We start from the raw sequence: 18,687 nt of genomic DNA, 5'->3' as shown, positions 1-18,687 counted from the left end.
CGAGCGGATACACGTACACGCCCTCCCCGGGCGAAATGCTTGAACGCGATTATCATAATTGTGGCCCATAATCCCTATTAGTAAAGGAGATAATGGTGAAACAGTGTAAACCGCCTGACAGCCGCCATTATTGCCCAAAGCCCGGCCTGAAAGGCGTTCAGCCCTGTCCCCTGCGACATTGGTAAAGGTAACAAAGCACTTCTCCTCGCTGGGTGGGGACAATTCGAAAATCCATAAACCCCGCCTGCTCCAGAGCGCTGCGCAGCGCTTCCTCACTCATAGCGGAGCGGTCCGTCACGTCTGCATCCTCGGCAAGGATCAACTGCCCGCCTGGGCGGATGACACGCGCAGCCTCCGTCAGCCCCGCTGGTATATCGCGCCAATGATGCAGCGTATTCACCGCCCAGGCGATATCCACGGAGGCGTTCGCCAGCGGCAGTGATTCCGCTGCGCCCGCCAGATACTCAATCGATGCGGCGTTATCCTTATGTTCTTTGGCGAATTGCAGCATCAACGGAGTGGGTTCAACGCCCACCAGTCGCCCCTTCGTCACCACCTCAGAGGCTAACCGCAACGCCTGCCCGCCGCCGCAACCAATATCCAGCACGCAGCTATCCGGCTTTAAGTCCGCCGCCTCCACCACAAACTCATTGCTTGGCCACTCACCGTAGTTTTCACAATACCAACGCGTGACCGCCTCATCCCATTCAGGTTGATGATGATTTCTCTCCGACATACTCGCTTATCCCCTGGTTGAACACTCGAATAATGTTAAACCTCACAAGCGCCTCAACGCAGAGCGGAATATGGGAATAAATCGGCTGATATTTAGATTTATTGCTTGATTAACTACGCCGGTAAAACATAAATCGGCTATATTCCTCCCATGCACGCAACACAACCTATCGCCGTCGAGCACGGCGTCATGAGCTTTAACGAACACAGTGAAGAGGCTTCCCACGCCGAACACGTGTTATCCCTGGTTCTGGACGGCAGCGCGCGTATCCGGCACGGTGATGACATTACGCTGGGCGCGGGTGTCGTCACTCTGGTTCCCGCAGGCATGCCTCACCGTTTGCTGTCGGCGAACAATCTGGAAGCCTGGTGGCTGGGCTTTTGCGCCGGCTGCCTGGATATCGATGAAACTCACCCTCTGATGTCCCCCTTCAAACGGGTCCGCTCCGGCATGCCGCCGATGATCGCCATAGAACCTGCACGCCGGGCGCGTCTGCTGTCTCTGTTTGCGGATCTGCGCGAAGAGTGCCAGCGCAACACGCCCGAAACCGGCATTGTCACGCGCTGTCTGCTGTTGTTGATACTGGCGGAAATCAACCGCGCTATGCGAACGGACTCGCCAAACGCCGCGCCGCCTGCGGACAGTCTGACGACGCGGGCGCTGGAATATATTCAAGGCCACTGTCTGGAGAAAATATCTTTGCAGGATGTCGCCGCCGCGGTACATCGCACGCCGGCCCATGTGGCGGCGGCGGTCAAGAAATCCACGGGCTTTTCTGTGGGCGAGTGGATTACCCGCAACAAATTGCAGGCGGCCAGCCTGAAGCTGGCGCACACAGGGGAATCAGTGGACAAAATCGCCGGCAGTGTGGGCTGGGGCGACGTTACTCACTTCATAAGACAGTTTAAAAAACACTATGGCTCCACACCCGCCGCCTGGCGTAAGCAGGTCAGAGTCAATCATCGTACGAAGGAAACTGTCTAGTGGAGCCAGGGCCGGGGAGTTCATTCCAGATCAGAATGGTTCACGCCGAGGTCATGCAGGATGTCCATTAATTCTTCTCGCGCCAGCTTCCTGACGTTCAACACCAGAATAATCTGTAGAAACAAATCGGCGCCGAGAATTCCTTTATTAATCTTGTTGCGGAGGTTATCCGCACTCTGCTGTGTGCCGATTCGGGCCAGTCTGTCGCTAAGGTCGCTATACTTAACGCCACGTTTGGCCATTTCGAATTTGATGATGCGCGAAGCCAGTTCTCTCCAAGAGTTCATTGACGGTTTGGTTTCGTTTGCCATGGCGTCCATTTCTTCTTTATGTAAAAGATAATTTACGTTTATGAGTTAAAATTTACTATAGAGCAAAAAAAAGTTTGTGCAAATAAAAATCTTCGTGTACATTTTTCTACAAGCCTTCAATCGGGGTAAAAATTAATAGGAGAACAAAATGAGCTGGGATCTCTTAAAGCTGGAAAGCCTTTTGAGTCAACGCGATGACTACGCAGTCACCAGAGAAGCGACCTGCCTGTGCATTACTAATAGTGACGGCATCGACGCCTATCTCGCGATCAGCGGCGAACAAATTATTGTCGAGTCTCTGCTGTTTGCAAAAGGCCAAGTCAAAGATTGCGCCCTTCTGAATGATGACATTTTGAAGACGCATCAAATATTTCCTCTCACCACTATTGGCATCACCAATGTGGAAGGCGAGGACTATTACATGGCTTTCGGCGCCCTGTCGGCCCAATCCAAAGAAGAAAGCATCCTGATCGAGGTTGATATGTTGTTCCAAAACGTTGAGGCGTTTTTGGACGCATACCAGAACCATCTTGTTAACGGAGTTGAATTATGAGCGTTTGGAAAAAATTAGTGACCGCCATCAAGGGCGGAGCCAACGAAGCGGCGGAAGCGGTTGTGGACAGTCAAGCGTTGCGCATTCTGGACCAGGAAATCCGTGAAGCTAAAGAAGAGTTGCGTAAATCCGATCACGCGCTGACCCAGATTATGGCGAAGAGAAAACTGGCCGACCAGAAAGTGGCGAGCCTGAAAGCTTCTATCGCCGAATATGAAAGCCACGCCCGCAAAGCCGCGGACAGCGACCGTAACCTGGCGCTGGAATGCGCGCAGAAAGTGGTCGAGCTGCGCGACCAAATGGACGCAGAGCAGAAATACGTGGATCAGTTCAATCAGTCTGAACAGACGTTGCGTCGCAATATTGCGCAAGCCAAGTCCAACCTGCGTCGTATGGAGCAGCAAATCGACATGGTGAAAGCGACTGAGTCAGTACAAAAAGCTCAAGTAGCCGTATCCTCGCGCCACATGGGCGCCAACAGCAAAATGAAGACTGCGGCGGAATCGCTGCAACGCATTCAGAACCGCCAGAACCAACGTTCAGCCGAACTGGATGCAGCGGAAGAGCTGGCTTCAGAAGAAAGCGGCGACTCTTTGGACGCAAAATTGAAGGCGGCTGGCATTAACGGCTCCAACGCTAACGCAGATGACGAACTGGCGCGTATACTCGGAGGCAACTGAGTTTAAGAGTTCGTCTGATGCTAATAATAAATAAGATCAAGAGAATCTTTATCCGACACTTTATGGAGCTGCGATGGCAAGGAGTCGCCATCGCATTGCTTTCCTACGTGGGACTAAGTTATTTCTTTCTTTATTTGTCCGGCGAGACGGATTTACTGTCTCTGCCGGATTTTGCGTATTGGCTGGTGGTCACCGCGTCCACTGTCGGATATGGCGACTTCTCTCCGCAAACCCCCAGCGGCAAACTCGCCGTCTCCATATTCATCATTCCGTTCGGTCTGAGTTTATTCGCGTTATTCGTAGGTAGAGTCGCCGTATTCGCCTCCTACCACTGGAAAAAGGGAGTGAAAGGTTTGAAACAACTTGATTGCGACAATCATATTCTCGTCATCGGCTGGAACGAAAGGCGCACGCTTCACTTGATCCGACTCCTGTTACGCGAACAGTTGGGCAGTGAGGAGACCCGTCCGGTGGTGCTGTGCGCCAAAGCCGATATTGAAAACCCGATGCCGGAAGAGATCGGTTTCGTCAGAGTTGAAAGCTACAACAACGACGAGCAAATGAGCATGGCCTGTCTGGAGCGCGCGTCCACTATTATTATCGACGCCCCGGAAGACGACGTCACCATGACCGCGGCGCTGTATTGCGCCAGCCGTAATAAAGACGCGCATATGATTGCGTACTTCAATGACGACAATCTAAGCCGTCTGTTGAAAGTCCACTGCCCCAATATAGAATGCACACCTTCAGTGGATGTGGAGCTGCTGGCGAAAACCGCCATGCATCCCGGCTCCAGCGTATTGCATCAGGACCTGCTGAACGTGCAGGACGGCATGACGCAGTACTCCATAAAATACCCGGCTGAAGCCAATAGCGTCCCGCTGCGGGATTTGTTTCTGCCGTTAAAAGAACGTTATGATGCGATCCTGATTGCCGTCGGCGACGGCAAAGGGGCCGTGACTTTGAATCCACCTATGAGCCATACGGTTGCGCCGGGAACCACGATTTACTACATCGCGGACGAGCGCATTGATGGTCTTGACTGGGAGAAACTCTGTGTTTAGCAAGTTTTTCAAAAAAGATGAACCTAAGTCCCCTTCCGCTCCGGAAATCATGGGGTTACGCCTCGGCGGCGCATTCGAACTCGATCAACTCAGACTCAGGCTGATAGAGCCCTCCGTGATTTTCGAAGGCGCAGCCAAAACCCAGTTAATTCAGGCGGTAGGTCAAGTACAGCTGGACGCCAGCAGCACCCTGCTGCGCTTCTACACCGACGACGATGGCTTTATCCAGGTGGTGTTGAACGGCGGCATGACGGAAAACCATGTAGAAGACGTCAAACTCTGGTACTTTTACGAAACCCGCGCCGTCGGCAGTCAGGCGGACTGGGATATGTTGATCAACTCCCAGATCAGCCAGCCTGAATACAGTATCGAAGGCCATCGCTTCCAGCGTGTTTGGGAGAGCGTTGGAGAAGCGTCACCACCCGTGGCTATGACGGAAAAAACCACAACCGAGGCCGGCGAGGTCACAGAAACGGATCAGTTCGCCATGCTGTATGAAAGGTCTGTCAATGAGGACCTGGACGAGTTTCTCATGGTCTGCGGCGAAGAAAAAATCATCGATAACCGCGCCGACCGCTGTCTGGTGCTGTCCACCGGCATTAATCTGCGGCCGGCGGACATTGTTATCATCGGATAAATGCGGCGACGCCGCGTTTATCCTCCTCAACCCACAATACCTCATAATTATTAAAGAAGGAGCTGTCCATGGACGCTATCGCACATTCGCTGTTAGGCCTAACGAATTTTGCGATTTACTTTTCTTCCTCATTAGTCCTGCTGTTGGTGTTCAAATTCCTGTATACCCTGGTTACGCCTCACGACGAGTGGAAACTGGTCAAAGAGGGTAAAAGCGTCGCCGCTGCGACAGGCCTTATCGGCGCCGTGATTGGCTTTTCCATCGCACTCGGCGGAGCCGCTTCCAACTCCGTATCCCTGCTGGATTTCTGGGTCTGGGCGGCAGTGGCGTTGATCGCTCAGGTAGTCGCCTTCGCCATCATTCGCTTCATTTTCATGCCTAAAATTGTGCAACGCATCACTGACGGCGAAGTGTCCGCAGGCGTCGTACTGGGCGGGTTTTCCGTGGCGGTCGGCATCCTGAACGCGGCTTGCATGACCTACTAAGGAGCAGTGGAATGAAGCGTACGAAAGAAATTAATCTGGACAGGATGAAGAAGAACGGCCAGAGCTTCCTGCTGCGGCCCATCACTGTCGCTGTCGCCGGCGTCACGCTCACCGCCTGCTCGGATACCCGCGAAGCTCAGGTCTATAAAGACATGAGCGAGTGCATCAATGAAAACCCAAGCTATGCCTCAGAATGTGAAGCGGCGTATCAGCAGGCGCTGAAACGGGCGACGGAAACGGCGCCCAAATACATGTCCATGCGAGACTGTGAAGCTGAGTTCGGCGCCAATGCCTGCACCAGCTACCAGGGCAGCTCTGGCCAGAGCTGGTTCATGCCCGCTATGGCGGGTTTCATGTTCGCCAAGATTCTGGACTCGAACCGCCGTTACGATTACCAGCCGGTGTTCACCTCCTACTATCGCGGCTCGCCGTTTTACGGCAGCTGGGTGACCTCCGATGGCTATCGCTATGGCAGCACATACAGCCGTAAAGTCACGGTGGACAACAAAGCGTTTCAACCCAAACCTGCTGTGACGCGGACCATTTCCCGCGGCGGCTTCGGCTCGACAGTGAACGCTAAGTCTTCCTGGAGCAGTTCTTCCAAGTCCAGCTCCAGTTCAAGAAGCAGTTGGGGCGGTTAAGCAATGCTGCGCATACCGATCCAGGAGCGGGCCCATTGGCGTGATCTCGCCCATGAATACGGCTTCCTGTTTCACACCATGCATGGCGAGGCCTACTGGGATGAGAGCGCTTACTATCAGTTCTCTCTGGAACAGATAGAGACCGGGCTCGAAGATCCCACGGCGGACATCCACCACATGTGTCTGGAAGTAGTCGATCGTGTGGTGGAGGACGAGCGCCTGTTGCGGAAGTTCAGCATTCCTGAGATGTTCTGGGAAGCCGTGCGCGCTTCCTGGCGCGATCAGCAGCCCAGTCTGTATTCGCGCCTGGACTTCGCCTACGATGGCCGCAACCCCGCCAAGTTGTACGAAAACAACGCCGATACGCCCACCAGCCTGTATGAGTCAGGCTTCTGGCAGTGGTTGTGGCTGGAAGAAAACGTGCGCAGCGGTCGCCTGCCACGCGCTTGCGACCAGTTCAATTCCCTGCAGGAAAAGCTGGTGCGCAGGCTGGCGGAAATCTATGCGCAAACTGATGGACCTGATTTCTACTTCAGCTGCTGCAAAGACACCGAAGAAGATCGGGGGACGATTCAGTATCTGCAGGACTGCGCTGCGGAAGCAGGCATTCCCAACCGCTTTATCTATATTGACGATATAGGGCAAGGCGAGAACGGTGAATTCACTGACTTGGATGACCGGGTGATTGAGCTGATGTTCAAGCTGTATCCCTGGGAATTCATGCAGCGGGAGGAATTTGCGCCGCTGATTTTACAGAACCCCACGCGCTGGATTGAGCCCTTGTGGAAGTCTGTGCTGTCCAATAAAGCGCTACTGCCCATGTTGTGGAAGATGTTCCCGAATCACCCTAATTTGCTGCCCGCTTATTTCGAGGATGAAGTCGAGCATGCGCCAGGGGTGGATTTGGTGAAAAAGCCGATTTTCTCCCGCGAAGGCGCCAATGTCGCTCTCTATCGCGACGGCGAAGTACTTTTCGATACGGACGGCCCTTATGGCGAGGAAGGCTTTATCTTTCAGGCCTATCACCCTCTCCCCAAGTTCGGAGAGAACTACACGCTGATCGGCTCCTGGCTGGTGAACGACCAACCGGCGGGTATCTCTGTCAGGGAAGATAAAGCCCTGGTGACGCAGGACCTTTCCCGTTATCTGCCCCATGTGATTCTGTGAGAGATGTCTCACAGTCTCTGTGGGGATAGGCTGATTACTATCTGACCGTCCATTGATTAAACTGCAGCCCGTTTTGTAAATCTGTACCAAAAGATTCTAACGGAGTAGTTTATGTCGAGAATCCAGCGTAACAATGACGAGCAGGTTTTACATCACCAGCGCAGGGAGCGCTTTTTTGAGCAGGACGGTCAGTGGTATTACATGACTCGCGAGCAAATTCCCCTTGGCCCTTACGATAAGAGAGAACAGGCGCAGGAAGGCTTATCCGCCTACCTCAGTTATCTGAACGCCGCCGATTAATAGGGCCAATACGTTACCTCATTTATATCTTCACCAATAAAACCAATCCTTCCCAACACCAAGTTCTGTAGTAAACGCCGCGATAGAGGGAGCTACAGAACTTCACCCGTTCTTCCTCTTCCTTAGTTCGCTTCGCCAGCTTTTAAACCTCCAGACTCGCTCGCCGATGTCATTTCCGCAGTTCCACCTGAGAAAAATATGCGGATTCCCGCCTACCGCTATCCAGTGAAATGGGTGGATTTCCACCCATTTAAAAATCCAGCTTTTCCGACAGACTCTGATAACACACTGTTATTACTAAAATTTCACGTTAATACAGAAATTGGCCCGGAGGTTGCTCTTATGTAATCGACTATGGCTTTCGCCTAAACCCAACAAAAACAACATTCGAGGTATAACATGCGTTTCAAAAAACTCCTGACCGCCCTTGTTGGCGCTACCCTGTCTTTCTCCGTTTTCGCCGCGCCCATCCAAATCAAGTTTTCCCACGTTGTGGCGGAAAACACTCCAAAAGGACAGATGGCGATTAAATTCAAGCAATTGATGGAAGAACGCCTGCCCGGCAAAGTAGAAGTAAAAGTATTCCCCAACTCCCAGCTGTTCGGCGACGATAACGTGCTGGAAGCCATGCTGCTGGGCGACGTCCAATTGGCCGCGCCTTCCCTGTCCAAGTTCGACAACTACACCAAAAAACTGCAAGTGTTCGACCTGCCTTTCCTGTTTCAGGATATGGCGGCGGTAGAGCGCTTCCAGAATGGACCCGCCGGTCAGGAACTGCTGTCCGCGCTGGAGCGTAAAGGTCTGGTAGGCCTGGGTTACCTGCATAACGGTATGAAGCAACTGTCCGCTAACGCTCCGATTCGCGTTCCTGCTGACATCGCTGGTAAGAAATTCCGTATCCAGACTTCCGACGTACTGGCGGCGCAGTTCGAAGCGGTCAAAGCGGTCCCTGTGAAAAAGCCATTCTCTGAGGTGTTCACGCTGCTACAGACTAACGCTATCGATGGCCAGGAAAACACGTGGTCCAATATCTATTCCAAAAAGTTCTATGAAGTTCAGGATCACATCACTGAGTCCAACCACGGTCTGCTCGACTACCTGGTGGTGACCTCCAAAGAGTTCTGGATGGATCTGCCGGATGACATGCGCGACACCATCAAGAAGAGCCTGGATGAGTCCATCGCCTACGGCAACAGCATCGCCGCCGAGAAGGACAACAGCGATAAAGAAGAAATCATCGCTTCCCGCCGCACCAAGGTGACCTCTCTGACTCCAGAAGAGCGCAAGCAATGGGTTGACGCCATGAAGCCTGTCTGGAAAAAGTTCGAGAAGGAAATCGGCGCGGATCTGATCAAAGCCGCTGAAGCCTCCAATCAATAACCCTCTCAGGGAAAAGGAGCAACCTCCTGGTTGCTCCTATACTTTTGTTATTCGAGCTGTAGAACCGTTTTAAGCCGTACAATAACCAGAATTAGGTCCCATCATGTTTGGTCGAATCGTCCATCGCTTTGAAGAAAGCGTTCTGTGTCTGTTGTTGGTATCCATGACCCTGCTGGTGTTCTCGGAAACCATGCTTCGTTTCTTTTTCAACACCGGCCTGTTGTGGGCGGAAGAGGCCACCCTGTATTTGGGCGCCTGGATGGTGTTATTCGGCGCGTCCTATGGCGTCAGGGTAAACGCCCATATTGGCGTGGACGCTTTTGTGAAGCTTTTGCCGAAAGGACCCCGTCGCGCCGTCGCCGCGTTGGCCGTCGTGATGTGCATGGTCTACTGCGGGTTGTTCTTGTATGGCGGTTGGATCTACCTCGCCAAGATGTACAAGATCGGTATCGAGCTCAGCGACATTCCTGTACCTCGCTGGGCCGCGCAAAGCATCCTGTTCATTGGTTTCATCCTCTTGGCTATTCGTTTTCTGCAATTGCTGTGGGCGATCATCGCCGGAAAGTCGAACGGCTTCGAGTTCGTAGATGAAGCCAAAGAAAGCATGCATCTCGCTGATGAGACGGCGGGGTCTTCCACTTCAGCGCAAGGTAATCGCCCATGACCGCCACCGTACTCTTTATCCTGCTGTTCACCTGTATGCTGATGGGCATGCCGATCGCCGTGGCGTTGGGACTGTCCAGTATTGTCACGATTTTGTTTTTCGCCCCGGATACCTCTCTGGCGTCCATTGCGCTGAAGATGTTTGAGGCGACTTCCAGCCACTATACGCTGTTGGCGATCCCGTTTTTTATTCTGTCTTCGGCATTTCTTTCCACTGGCGGCGTGGCGCGCCGTTTGATTGATTTCGCCGTCAGCAGCGTTGGTCATATCCGCGGTGGTCTGGGAATGGCTTCCGTTATGGCCTGTATGTTGTTTGCAGCGGTGTCCGGCTCTTCGCCCGCCACTGTGGCGGCGATCGGTTCCATCGTCATCGCGGGTATGGTGCGTGCGGGCTATCCGCAAAGTTTCGGCGCCGGTCTTATCGCCAACGCTGGTACATTGGGAATCCTGATCCCCCCTTCCATCGTCATGCTGGTATACGCCGCCGCCACGGAAGTCTCCGCTGCGCGCATGTTCATGGCGGGCCTGATTCCCGGACTGATGATGGGCGGCATTCTGATGATTGCCATATATATCGCCGCACGCATAAAGAAACTACCTTCTCAGCCATTCCCCGGCGTTAAAACGCTGGTTAAAACAGGCGTCATCGCGATGGGCGGCATCATGCTGATCGTGATTGTGCTGGGCTCAATTTATGGCGGCGTCGCCAGCCCCACGGAAGCGGCGGCGGTAGCCGCGGTATACGCTTACTTGATCGCCGTGATCGGCTATCGCGATATCGGTCCCCTGAAAGACGTCGCCTGGCGCAACCAGGGAGAGGCGATTCCCAGCGCGGTTATTCGCAACACCCTGCAATGCGCTTTGGCGTTACCAAAGTCCGTAGCGGATAAAGAAGTACGCCATGTGGTGCTGGACGCGGCCAAGGTCAGTCTGATGCTGTTATTCATCATCGCCAACGCCATGTTGTTCGCTCACGTGCTGACCTCTGAAGGCATTCCACAAGCTATTGCTGCAACCATCGTAGAGTGGGGCTTACCGGCCTGGGGCTTCTTGATCGTAGTGAATATTCTGCTGCTGATGGCGGGTAACTTCATGGAGCCTTCCGCGATTCTGCTGATCATGGCGCCGATTCTGTTCCCCATCGCCACCCAGTTGGGCATCGACCCGATACACCTTGGCATTATTATGGTGGTGAACATGGAAATAGGCATGCTAACGCCGCCAGTAGGACTAAACTTATTTGTGACGGCGGGCATCACCAATCGCTCTATCGGCTGGGTCATTCGCGCCGCCCTGCCCTGGCTGGGCCTCCTCCTGGGCTTCCTGATTCTGATTACGTACGTGCCTCAGATCTCTCTGTTCCTGCCGGAATATATCGACAAGCTACAGGGATACAACTAAAGGGCGCACAAATAACGGAGGCGTTAGAGAACGTAACCAAATTCGCAAACATCCGCAGACTCTCGCGGATATTCAGGGGTAGGTCCCACTACCCCTTTTTTTACTGACCGACGAGACAGAAAAACATAACAAAAAATTATATAAAACAAGGAAATACAACCATCGGGAATAACATGAAATAATAACAAGCAATATTCACATACCCGGAGGCAATAATGAAAATCCTAACTGCGGCCCTAACCGCACTGTGCATGGGAGCGGCGACGCTGGCTTCCGCCGAAGACAAGCTGATCTTCAACACGCAGGATTTCAGACCTTTCACATTTCTGGAAAAAGGCGAAGTCGCCGGCCCAGGCACTGAGCTGGTCAAACTCATCTGCAAATCTTCCGAGATCCAATGCGAGTTCAACTTACTGGACTGGACAATCGCACAGCAGCAGGCCAAGGAAAAGCAGGTAGATGGTCTCTATGTCATTGGCTGGAACGAACAACGCAGCCAATGGTTGCATTATTCCCTGCCCATCCTGAAAACCAGTTATGGTTTCTTTGTTAACGAAAGCGACACCCGGCAGTACTCAACGCTATATAACTTTTCCGAACATCAGGTTGGCGTCTTCGGCCCCTCCAACACCTCTAAGACACTGGAGACCATCGGCACCGCCATGCCCACTATGAAAATCGTTCTGGCGAAAGACGACTTGCTGTCTTTCCGCATGCTGAGCGATAAGAAAGTGGACTCGGTTTACTCCAACCGCGATGTCGGCTTTGAAATTCTGCGTCAATTGGGCCTTAAAAATATTCGCTTCGCCTGGAACCACAAATCGATCAACTACTATGTAGGCTTCGTAAAGGGCCATACATCGCGCAAAGTGATCAACAAGTTCAACAAGACTTTGCGGCAATTATATAAAGACGGTGAAGCACAGAAAGTTCTGGATAAGTATCAATTGGAATCGTCCATGTAAGCGGCGCTGCTGGAAACACCCCAGCGCCTGTCGCAATCTATCCTCCGCGGATTGTCCGGCGACCCTTGAGAACTGGGCATAACCTCACTAGACTGGCGGGTACGGCAGGCGGTCCCCTTTTGACAATGGGACCGCTCCAACTTAACTCTTAATATCGTTCCCCTGTTTTAACGCCAGTTGCCTATCTGCGCTTTTAAACCCGGTCCGATTGAGTTTTACGATAACGAGGCGGAAACACACGAGGGAACGCCCACGGCGGCGTGCTCAACCACCTCACCAAACCTTAAAGGTGCTTTTATGTCTGATATCAAACCCCGGGTTGTGAGCATTCACTACACTCTGACTAACGACGATGGCGAAGTGATCGACAGCTCCGTCGGCGGTGAGCCGTTGGCCTATCTGGAAGGCGCGCAGAACATCATTCCGGGACTGGAAAACGCCTTGCGGGAACTGTCCGCCGGCGACAAGAAAAAAGTATCGGTCGATCCTTCCGACGCTTATGGCGAATACTCCGCCGAGCTGGTTCAGGTCGTTCCGTTGGAAGCCTTCGAAGGCGTGGAGAAAGTTGAGCCTGGCATGCAGTTCCATGCACAGACTGCAGGCGGCGCGCGCGTCATCGTGGTAATGGAAGTGTCCGACGACACCGCCACCATCGACGCCAACCACCCTCTGGCGGGCCAAACTCTGCATTTTGACGTGGAAGTTATGGAAATGCGTGAGCCGACTGAAGAAGAAATGTCCCACGGCCACGTTCACGGCGAGGGCGGACACCACCACTAAGTGGTTGATCCCTCACCCGGAAAGGCGACCTCGGTCGCCTTTCGCATTTCTGGAACGCCTCACGCCTCTTGCGTGAGCCCCTGCAGCAATCCCGCCTGCGTCCATGTCTGTAGCAACTGCGCCGCTCTTTGCGCCGCTGCGTCGCCATGCCATTCCCATAACAGTTCGCACAGGTCAGCGAAATTGGCCCCCTCGCTCACCGCTGTAATGGCCGCCGCCTCATCTATCGCCAGGGAACGAAATAGAGTCACCCACTCCGCACGCCACAACAGCCAGGTTTCCTCATGCTCCAAAACCTGAGGGGCAGGCGGCGTAAGCTCTTCTTTCAACGCTTTCCAGATCGGCGCTGTATTGAAGCGATGGCGATGCAGCGTCAGCGCCGGGATGAAGTCAAAGCGCAAGGTCGGCCAGGCATCCGGCGCAATCGACTGAAAGGCCGACATGTCTATGGGCTGCGCGTCGCTGGCGTCAAACATGAGTCGCAATAAGCGCTCCCATTCCGCCAGTTCAGTCAGCACGCCGTGACGGCTATAGGGTTCCGTACGCGCCAGATAATCCGGCAACGCCTCGCCAAACCAGCGCACTGATGTGTTCGAAGACGGGTGCAAAATAATAAAGTCGCGACTCATCTGCTTGAAGGCGTCATCGCCCAACAACCCTCTCACAGTGGGATAGTCTTCCGACAACACACCGATCAGCCGGGTGAAATAGGCGTTGCGATAAATCTCGATGCGTTGCGCGGCGCTTAACGGTCCAGCACTCAACGCAGAATCCACCGAGCCGCCCTCCTGCGCGCTAATGGCGGTCAGGAAATCATGCTGCAAACGGGATAAGTCAGACATAAGCCGCCTCGCCCCGCGCATCGGCAATCTGAGGAAACTCCGCTTCCGCGATGCTGCGTAATATCGCCAATTCGCGCATAAGTTCTGAAAATTCCGGCATATTATCGTCCCGCTCGATCATCGCCGACACTTTACCGAAGCGACGCACCGCCAGCCTATAAAGCTCCCAAACCGGGTCCGCCACGGGAGCGTCATGGGTATCGACGATATAGTCGCCGTAATCGGAGTGGCCGGCGACATGAAACTGAATCACCCGATCCTGTGGAATGCCGTTCATATAAGTCAGCGCGTCAAACTGATGATTGCGCGCGCTCACGTATATGTTATTGATATCCAGCAACAGCCAACAGTCCGCTTCCTCGGCGACGGCCGCGACAAACTCCCACTCCGTCATATCGGACTCACTGAAGTTTACGTAGCTGGATAAGTTTTCCAGGACGATGCGACGTCCTAAAAAAGACTGCACCTGCTTTATCCGCTCCGCCACATGACGTACGCTCTCAGCGTTATAAGGCAATGGCAGCAGATCATGGGAATTATGGGCGCTGAGACCGGTCCAACATAGATGGTCGGACACCCATAGCGGATTTACCCGATCAATTAAGGTTTTCAGGCGAGTTAAATAACCTGTATCCAACGCGGCGGTTGAGCCAATGGACAGAGACACCCCATGCATCGCCAGGGGATAGTGTTCACGAATGCGGTCAAGGAAATACAGCGGCTTACCGCCCTCAACCATGTAGTTCTCGCTGATGATCTCAAACCAGTCCACCTGCGGTCTGGTTTCCAGAATATGGGAGTAGTAATCGGGCCTGAGCCCTAAACCAAAACCGGAAAAAGCGGGACGGGTATTCATAGAGATTCAATGCGTCGTGATGGAATGAAAAGTCGAAAACAATATAGACCGTTTTATTGAAAAGGCGCGTCCGGCGTCGCCGCCGGACCAGCGCGTATCAACGGCCAATTGGCGTCCGTGGTTACTTGACTGTGCCGCCTTTCGCCTTGCACTCGTCCGCAGTCATGCTCAGGAAACCTTGGCCCTGACAGCTGCCCATACCTTTGCAATCGTTGTTAGCGGTTTTACAGTCATTGTGACCGGCGCAGCTGTTAACGCCCCAGCAATGAACCTGTGCTTCCGCCGCGACTGCAGTCGTGGAAGTCAGCGCAGCAGTACCGAGAAATCCAGCCGCAGCGATAGCCAGAGCAGCGCCAGTCAGTTTCTTTTGTGATTGGTTCATAAAAGTATCCTTAAGCAGAAAGTAGTGATTGAGAATTTTTCGTCGTCCCAGTTTGGCGACAACGATTGGTTTGACTGGGCCGTTTCTGAAAAGTTCACGAGTTCTCATACTTCGAGAAATTTTTTTTACTTAAGGGTTCCTTAAGCTTGCCAAATTAATCTGCGTAGAGACATCCATGAGGAGGCTTTATGCAGCACCCGGACATACTTCCCGCCCCTGAGGCGACCACGACTATCGGCAATCGTTACATCCATGCGGGACTGGGACATCGTTCACGCGCAGTCGCCGAATCATTCGTCCGTCAGCGATTTGATCAGGAGTACGGCGCCAGCATCCGATACTTCATGGAAAACTTCGTTCTTTGTTATGAACAGGACACACTGATCTCCGTCCTGGGCTACCAATGCGCCCAATCCCACCCGTTATTTCTGGAGCAATATCTGGATGCGCCGATCGAGCAGGTCCTGGCGCAGATTCAGGGCGCTCCCTGTTCACGCAGCGGGATTATCGAGGTGGGCAATCTGGCGTCCACCACCCAAGGGGCGTTGCGCCGCCTGATCCTGGTGCTGGGCCGCTATTTTTCCGAACGCAAATATCAGTGGCTGACCTTGACCGTTATTCCAGAACTACTGAACAGCTTCCGTCGCTTTGATCTGCCTATGATCGAACTCGCCAAGGCGAAGCCGGAAGCCCTGAGCCAGGACGCCGCAGACTGGGGCAGCTACTACGAAAAATCCCCCACGGTAATGGCCATTTCCATTCCACACGGCATCAACCGCCTGATCAGCAACCCGGTGATGGCGAAGGTATTGGAGCGTTGTCCACAGCCAGTACACGAAGAGACTAACTGACTCAGGGAGAGCTTACATGACTGCAAACGCCTTAATACAACGCCTGCGCGAACACGCGCAGACCTCGCCCAACCACATCGCGCTGGAGAATGAACAAGGTGCGCTGACTTATGAGGCGCTATGGCGCACGGTAGAAAATCTGTCACGCAAACTGCATCGGCTGGGCGTTCGCCGTCTGGCGTTGGAGGCGGATAATGGGCCTGCCTGGATCTGCGCCGATCTGGCTTGTTTACACGCGGGCGTCACGCTGATTCCAGTCCCTCTATTTTTCTCCAAGCCGCAGCGGGAACACTTGCTCAAAGACGCAGCCATTGAGACGTTGATCGCACAGTCCGCACAGCCTCCAACTGCGGATGCGGTGGTCCTGGATGCGGATCTGGGCCTGTATGCAATAGCGACCCAGGCCCCATCGCCTGCACAGGAGACCGCCGAAGACATCATCAAGATCACTTACACCTCCGGCTCCACCGGTCATCCTAAAGGCGCACGCTTAAGCGCCGCCGCGTTGGAGACAGTGATGCTGAGTCTGGCGACAGCGGTTGAAATCAATGAACCTATCGGACACTTGTGCACGTTGCCTTTAGCCACCTTGCTGGAAAACATCGCGGGAGTGTATGTCGCACTATATAAAGGCGGCAGGGTTCTCGCGCCCGGTCTCGCCAGCCTGGGACTGAGCGGCTCCAGCGGCCTGGATCTGAAGCAGTGGGCGCAATCTCTGCAGCATTGGAATCCGCAAACGCTGATCCTTACGCCAGAGTTGCTGAAAGCGCTGCTGTTTCTCATCGCTGGCGGGCAACTGCGGCTGGAAAGACTGCAATTTGTCGCCGTGGGCGGCGCCAAGGTATCGCCCGTGCTGCTGGCGCAGGCGACGCAACTGGGCGTTCCTGTATACGAAGGTTACGGTCTGTCCGAATGCGCCTCCGTAGTCAGCCTCAACCGCCCTTCGGCGTCGCGCCCCGGCAGCGTCGGCAAGCCCTTGCCTCATGTCAGTCTGTCCTTCGCTGATGACGGAGAAATTATTGTCGCCGGCGCCGCCTATTGCGGCTATTTGGGAGAGCCCATCCAAACTTCTAAAGCGGTCCACACAGGCGATATCGGACACCTGGACGATGACGGTTACCTTTATCTCGAAGGCAGAAAGAAGAACCTGATCGTCACCGCATTTGGCCGCAACCTGTCGCCGGAATGGGTGGAGAGTGAGTTATTGTCCGCGCCCTGCATCGCCCAAGCGGTTTTATTCGGCGATGGCGAACCTTTCAATGTCGCGGTGGTGACGCCCGCCAGTCCTGACATCGGTCATGAGCTGCTGATGCAGGCGGTGGCGCAGGTTAACCAGCGCTTGCCGGATTACGCCCAGGTACGCGACATCATTATCAGCGACGCCCCCTTCAGCGCCGCCAATGGGCAGCTGACCGCCAACGGCCGGGTGCGTAGATGCGCCATCGCCACCAGGCACAAGGACCGTCTCAACGACTTATTTCAATCTTCCCAGCCTTTCACCAGGAGCATGCCATGAGCTTTTATCAACGTCTGCAGGCGGAAACCCAACAGGAACGCAACCGACTACTATCCAGCCCAATTATCCAGGATGCGCTGCGCGGCGAAATTACATTGAGTCAGTATGTCGCTTTTCTGACTCAAGCCTACCACCACGTCAAACACACCGTGCCCCTGTTGATGAGCTGCGGTGGACGGCTGCCGGAACACTATGAATGGCTGCGGGAAGCGGTGGCGGAATACATTGAGGAAGAACGCGGCCATCAGGAATGGATTCTCAACGATATCGCCGTTTGCGGCGGCGACAAGGAAGAAGTGCGTCGCAGTCGACCGCATCTGACCACGGAATTGATGGTGGCGTACGCCTATGACACCGTCATGCGGATCAACCCATTGGGATTTTTCGGCATGGTGCACGTGCTGGAGGGCGTCAGCGTCACTACCGCCACACAGGCTGGCGAAATCATTCAGAAAACGCTGGGACTGCCTAATCAGGCGTTCAGTTACCTGTTCTCCCACGGCAGTCTGGATCAGGAGCATATCCGCTTTTTCGAGGACCTGATGAACAAAATCAAGCGCCATGAGGACCAACAGGCCATCCTCCACGCCAGCAAGGTTTTCTACGAATTGTACGGCGCCGTCTTCCGCGCTTTGCCTCGGAACCATGAGCGCGGGGCGCACAACCAGGAGAGTCATCATGCAGCTTAAAGATAAGACCATCCTCCTCACCGGCGCCACCGGCGGCATCGGCGAAGCCCTGGCGTTGCGACTCGCCAAACAGGGCGCGACGCTTGTCATTACTGGTAGAAACGCTGACAAACTGCAAACGCTGCAGGCGCGCATTCTGGCCAACGGCGGACGCTGCCGCAGCATCGTGGCGGATATCAGTCTGGAGGCCGGGCTGTCCATAGTAGCCCAGGAGGCGGCGCGGGAACCCAAAGTCAATATGCTCATCAACAACGCCGGCGTCAGCGATTTCAAGGAGTTCGAAGACCAAAGCCCGGAACGCATCCACACTCTGATGGAAGCCAACGTCACCGGCCCCATGCTGCTCACCCAACGCCTGCTGCCGCTGTTGCGCATTCAGCAGGGCATGATCGTCAATATCGGCTCTACGTTCGGCTCCATCGGCTATCCCGGTTTCGCCGCCTATTGCGCCAGCAAGTTCGCCATGCGCGGTTTCAGCGAGGCCTTGCAGCGAGAGCTGGCGGACTCGCCAATGCAGGTGCTGCACGTAGCGCCCCGCGCCACTCGCACCGCCATCAACAGCTCCGCCGTCGAATCCATGAATGCGGAGCTGGGTAACCACATGGACGAGCCGGACTGGGTGGCGGAGCAAATCTGCGCCGCCATCATTCGACGCTCTCCACGGGTGTACCTGGGCTGGCCGGAGAAACTGTTCGTGCGTATCAACGCCTTATTTCCAGCCCTGGTGGCGGCTTCCATCAGTAAACAGCTTCCCATTATTCGCAAATATCTGGCGCGCCAGAGCGCTTGACTCCGTTGACTCTC

The 18,687-nt window shown here is 54.3% G+C and carries 23 protein-coding genes; 18 read left to right on the top strand and 5 right to left on the bottom strand.

Translation table 11 applies throughout. The features are described from left to right. Window positions 1–157: 157 nt before the first annotated feature. Window positions 158–736 carry a class I SAM-dependent methyltransferase gene (locus O5O45_RS27675; RefSeq protein ID WP_305902532.1) on the bottom strand — a complete coding sequence of 193 codons (579 nt, stop codon included), beginning with the start codon at window positions 734–736 and terminating at the stop codon, window positions 158–160. 150 nt (window positions 737–886) lie between these two features. Here O5O45_RS27675 and O5O45_RS27670 point away from each other — a divergent pair, with 150 nt between their 5' ends. Beyond that, window positions 887–1,720, top strand: coding sequence for a helix-turn-helix domain-containing protein (locus O5O45_RS27670; RefSeq protein WP_305902531.1), 834 nt, complete (start codon window positions 887–889; stop codon window positions 1,718–1,720). Between the two features lie 20 nt (window positions 1,721–1,740). On the opposite strand, the gene O5O45_RS27665 is transcribed toward O5O45_RS27670, so the two are convergent. Next, the gene (locus O5O45_RS27665; RefSeq protein ID WP_305902530.1) at window positions 1,741–2,007 is read right to left on the bottom strand and encodes a DUF6471 domain-containing protein; all 267 of its coding nucleotides are present in this window, start codon (window positions 2,005–2,007) and stop codon (window positions 1,741–1,743) included. Between the two features lie 172 nt (window positions 2,008–2,179). Between O5O45_RS27665 and O5O45_RS27660 the strand changes: the two genes are divergently transcribed. From O5O45_RS27660 to O5O45_RS27600, 13 genes are all read left to right on the top strand, one after another. Beyond that, window positions 2,180–2,584: a YjfI family protein gene (locus O5O45_RS27660; RefSeq protein ID WP_011400283.1), complete on the top strand. Its 405-nt coding sequence runs from the start codon at window positions 2,180–2,182 to the stop codon at window positions 2,582–2,584. Then, window positions 2,581–3,264, top strand: a complete 684-nt coding sequence (locus O5O45_RS27655; RefSeq protein ID WP_305902529.1) for a PspA/IM30 family protein — start codon at window positions 2,581–2,583, stop codon at window positions 3,262–3,264. The genes O5O45_RS27660 and O5O45_RS27655 overlap by 4 nt, the downstream gene beginning before the upstream one ends. A 17-nt stretch (window positions 3,265–3,281) precedes the next feature. Continuing rightward, the gene (locus O5O45_RS27650) at window positions 3,282–4,328 is read left to right on the top strand and encodes a potassium channel family protein (RefSeq protein ID WP_305902528.1); all 1,047 of its coding nucleotides are present in this window, start codon (window positions 3,282–3,284) and stop codon (window positions 4,326–4,328) included. After that, window positions 4,321–4,965, top strand: a complete 645-nt coding sequence (locus O5O45_RS27645) for a YjfK family protein (RefSeq protein ID WP_305902527.1) — start codon at window positions 4,321–4,323, stop codon at window positions 4,963–4,965. Before O5O45_RS27650 ends, O5O45_RS27645 begins: the two co-directional genes overlap by 8 nt. A 68-nt stretch (window positions 4,966–5,033) precedes the next feature. After that, window positions 5,034–5,450 carry a DUF350 domain-containing protein gene (locus O5O45_RS27640; RefSeq protein WP_305902526.1) on the top strand — a complete coding sequence of 139 codons (417 nt, stop codon included), beginning with the start codon at window positions 5,034–5,036 and terminating at the stop codon, window positions 5,448–5,450. A gap of 11 nt (window positions 5,451–5,461) precedes the next feature. Beyond that, complete coding sequence (locus tag O5O45_RS27635) at window positions 5,462–6,091, top strand: DUF1190 family protein (protein WP_305902525.1); 630 nt, start codon at window positions 5,462–5,464, stop codon at window positions 6,089–6,091. A gap of 3 nt (window positions 6,092–6,094) precedes the next feature. After that, the gene (locus O5O45_RS27630; protein ID WP_305902524.1) at window positions 6,095–7,258 is read left to right on the top strand and encodes a glutathionylspermidine synthase family protein; all 1,164 of its coding nucleotides are present in this window, start codon (window positions 6,095–6,097) and stop codon (window positions 7,256–7,258) included. 111 nt (window positions 7,259–7,369) lie between these two features. Beyond that, window positions 7,370–7,558 (top strand): DUF6316 family protein, encoded by a 189-nt coding sequence (locus tag O5O45_RS27625; RefSeq protein ID WP_305902523.1) that lies wholly within the window; start codon window positions 7,370–7,372, stop codon window positions 7,556–7,558. 399 nt (window positions 7,559–7,957) lie between these two features. After that, the gene (locus O5O45_RS27620) at window positions 7,958–8,938 is read left to right on the top strand and encodes a TRAP transporter substrate-binding protein (protein WP_305902522.1); all 981 of its coding nucleotides are present in this window, start codon (window positions 7,958–7,960) and stop codon (window positions 8,936–8,938) included. A 103-nt stretch (window positions 8,939–9,041) separates the two neighbouring features. After that, window positions 9,042–9,602 (top strand): TRAP transporter small permease, encoded by a 561-nt coding sequence (locus O5O45_RS27615; protein WP_305902521.1) that lies wholly within the window; start codon window positions 9,042–9,044, stop codon window positions 9,600–9,602. Continuing rightward, window positions 9,599–11,002 carry a TRAP transporter large permease gene (locus O5O45_RS27610; RefSeq protein WP_305902520.1) on the top strand — a complete coding sequence of 468 codons (1,404 nt, stop codon included), beginning with the start codon at window positions 9,599–9,601 and terminating at the stop codon, window positions 11,000–11,002. The genes O5O45_RS27615 and O5O45_RS27610 overlap by 4 nt, the downstream gene beginning before the upstream one ends. 215 nt (window positions 11,003–11,217) lie before the next feature. Then, window positions 11,218–11,967 (top strand): substrate-binding periplasmic protein, encoded by a 750-nt coding sequence (locus O5O45_RS27605; protein WP_305902519.1) that lies wholly within the window; start codon window positions 11,218–11,220, stop codon window positions 11,965–11,967. A 297-nt stretch (window positions 11,968–12,264) separates the two neighbouring features. After that, complete coding sequence (locus O5O45_RS27600) at window positions 12,265–12,747, top strand: FKBP-type peptidyl-prolyl cis-trans isomerase (RefSeq protein WP_305902518.1); 483 nt, start codon at window positions 12,265–12,267, stop codon at window positions 12,745–12,747. Window positions 12,748–12,806: 59 nt separating this feature from the next. Here the strand turns inward: O5O45_RS27600 and O5O45_RS27595 are convergent, their stop codons facing one another. The 3 genes from O5O45_RS27595 to bufA2 all read right to left on the bottom strand — a co-directional run bounded on the left by O5O45_RS27595 (window position 12,807) and on the right by bufA2 (window position 14,827). After that, on the bottom strand, window positions 12,807–13,589 hold the full coding sequence (locus tag O5O45_RS27595) for an HvfC/BufC N-terminal domain-containing protein (RefSeq protein ID WP_305902517.1): 783 nt from the start codon (window positions 13,587–13,589) through the stop codon (window positions 12,807–12,809). Further along, window positions 13,582–14,445 (bottom strand): MNIO family bufferin maturase, encoded by an 864-nt coding sequence (gene bufB / locus O5O45_RS27590; protein ID WP_305902516.1) that lies wholly within the window; start codon window positions 14,443–14,445, stop codon window positions 13,582–13,584. The genes O5O45_RS27595 and bufB overlap by 8 nt, the downstream gene beginning before the upstream one ends. Before the next feature lie 121 nt (window positions 14,446–14,566). Continuing rightward, a complete protein-coding gene (gene bufA2, locus O5O45_RS27585; protein ID WP_305902515.1) occupies window positions 14,567–14,827 on the bottom strand; it encodes a BufA2 family periplasmic bufferin-type metallophore in 261 nt (86 codons plus the stop codon). Between the two features lie 188 nt (window positions 14,828–15,015). Between bufA2 and O5O45_RS27580 the strand changes: the two genes are divergently transcribed. Genes O5O45_RS27580 through O5O45_RS27565 form a run of 4 tightly spaced genes read left to right on the top strand, consistent with a single transcriptional unit; the run spans window position 15,016 to window position 18,673 of the window. Then, window positions 15,016–15,678: a thermostable hemolysin gene (locus O5O45_RS27580; protein ID WP_305902514.1), complete on the top strand. Its 663-nt coding sequence runs from the start codon at window positions 15,016–15,018 to the stop codon at window positions 15,676–15,678. A gap of 16 nt (window positions 15,679–15,694) precedes the next feature. After that, complete coding sequence (locus O5O45_RS27575) at window positions 15,695–17,194, top strand: AMP-binding protein (protein WP_305902513.1); 1,500 nt, start codon at window positions 15,695–15,697, stop codon at window positions 17,192–17,194. After that, entirely contained in the window at window positions 17,191–17,883 is a 693-nt protein-coding gene (locus tag O5O45_RS27570; protein ID WP_305902512.1) for a TenA family transcriptional regulator, read from the top strand. The genes O5O45_RS27575 and O5O45_RS27570 overlap by 4 nt, the downstream gene beginning before the upstream one ends. Next, window positions 17,873–18,673, top strand: coding sequence for an SDR family oxidoreductase (locus O5O45_RS27565; RefSeq protein WP_305902511.1), 801 nt, complete (start codon window positions 17,873–17,875; stop codon window positions 18,671–18,673). The genes O5O45_RS27570 and O5O45_RS27565 overlap by 11 nt, the downstream gene beginning before the upstream one ends. Window positions 18,674–18,687 lie beyond the last annotated feature (14 nt).

Origin of the sequence: Hahella sp. HNIBRBA332 (genome assembly GCF_030719035.1) — a bacterium.
Classification (GTDB): domain Bacteria; phylum Pseudomonadota; class Gammaproteobacteria; order Pseudomonadales; family Oleiphilaceae; genus Hahella.
This window is presented reverse-complemented; position numbering and strand designations above follow the sequence as displayed.

Bases quoted from the DNA above. Each gene is read 5' to 3' on its own strand.
- O5O45_RS27675 (WP_305902532.1), bottom strand. From the start codon at position 736: ATGTCGGAGAGAAATCATCATCAACCTGAATGGGATGAGGCGGTCACG.
- O5O45_RS27670 (WP_305902531.1), top strand. From the start codon at position 887: ATGCACGCAACACAACCTATCGCCGTCGAGCACGGCGTCATGAGCTTT.
- O5O45_RS27665 (WP_305902530.1), bottom strand. From the start codon at position 2,007: ATGAACTCTTGGAGAGAACTGGCTTCGCGCATCATCAAATTCGAAATG.
- O5O45_RS27660 (WP_011400283.1), top strand. From the start codon at position 2,180: ATGAGCTGGGATCTCTTAAAGCTGGAAAGCCTTTTGAGTCAACGCGAT.
- O5O45_RS27655 (WP_305902529.1), top strand. From the start codon at position 2,581: ATGAGCGTTTGGAAAAAATTAGTGACCGCCATCAAGGGCGGAGCCAAC.
- O5O45_RS27650 (WP_305902528.1), top strand. From the start codon at position 3,282: ATGCTAATAATAAATAAGATCAAGAGAATCTTTATCCGACACTTTATG.
- O5O45_RS27640 (WP_305902526.1), top strand. From the start codon at position 5,034: ATGGACGCTATCGCACATTCGCTGTTAGGCCTAACGAATTTTGCGATT.
- O5O45_RS27635 (WP_305902525.1), top strand. From the start codon at position 5,462: ATGAAGCGTACGAAAGAAATTAATCTGGACAGGATGAAGAAGAACGGC.
- O5O45_RS27630 (WP_305902524.1), top strand. From the start codon at position 6,095: ATGCTGCGCATACCGATCCAGGAGCGGGCCCATTGGCGTGATCTCGCC.
- O5O45_RS27625 (WP_305902523.1), top strand. From the start codon at position 7,370: ATGTCGAGAATCCAGCGTAACAATGACGAGCAGGTTTTACATCACCAG.
- O5O45_RS27620 (WP_305902522.1), top strand. From the start codon at position 7,958: ATGCGTTTCAAAAAACTCCTGACCGCCCTTGTTGGCGCTACCCTGTCT.
- O5O45_RS27615 (WP_305902521.1), top strand. From the start codon at position 9,042: ATGTTTGGTCGAATCGTCCATCGCTTTGAAGAAAGCGTTCTGTGTCTG.
- O5O45_RS27610 (WP_305902520.1), top strand. From the start codon at position 9,599: ATGACCGCCACCGTACTCTTTATCCTGCTGTTCACCTGTATGCTGATG.
- O5O45_RS27605 (WP_305902519.1), top strand. From the start codon at position 11,218: ATGAAAATCCTAACTGCGGCCCTAACCGCACTGTGCATGGGAGCGGCG.
- O5O45_RS27600 (WP_305902518.1), top strand. From the start codon at position 12,265: ATGTCTGATATCAAACCCCGGGTTGTGAGCATTCACTACACTCTGACT.
- O5O45_RS27595 (WP_305902517.1), bottom strand. From the start codon at position 13,589: ATGTCTGACTTATCCCGTTTGCAGCATGATTTCCTGACCGCCATTAGC.
- bufB (WP_305902516.1), bottom strand. From the start codon at position 14,445: ATGAATACCCGTCCCGCTTTTTCCGGTTTTGGTTTAGGGCTCAGGCCC.
- bufA2 (WP_305902515.1), bottom strand. From the start codon at position 14,827: ATGAACCAATCACAAAAGAAACTGACTGGCGCTGCTCTGGCTATCGCT.
- O5O45_RS27580 (WP_305902514.1), top strand. From the start codon at position 15,016: ATGCAGCACCCGGACATACTTCCCGCCCCTGAGGCGACCACGACTATC.
- O5O45_RS27575 (WP_305902513.1), top strand. From the start codon at position 15,695: ATGACTGCAAACGCCTTAATACAACGCCTGCGCGAACACGCGCAGACC.
- O5O45_RS27570 (WP_305902512.1), top strand. From the start codon at position 17,191: ATGAGCTTTTATCAACGTCTGCAGGCGGAAACCCAACAGGAACGCAAC.
- O5O45_RS27565 (WP_305902511.1), top strand. From the start codon at position 17,873: ATGCAGCTTAAAGATAAGACCATCCTCCTCACCGGCGCCACCGGCGGC.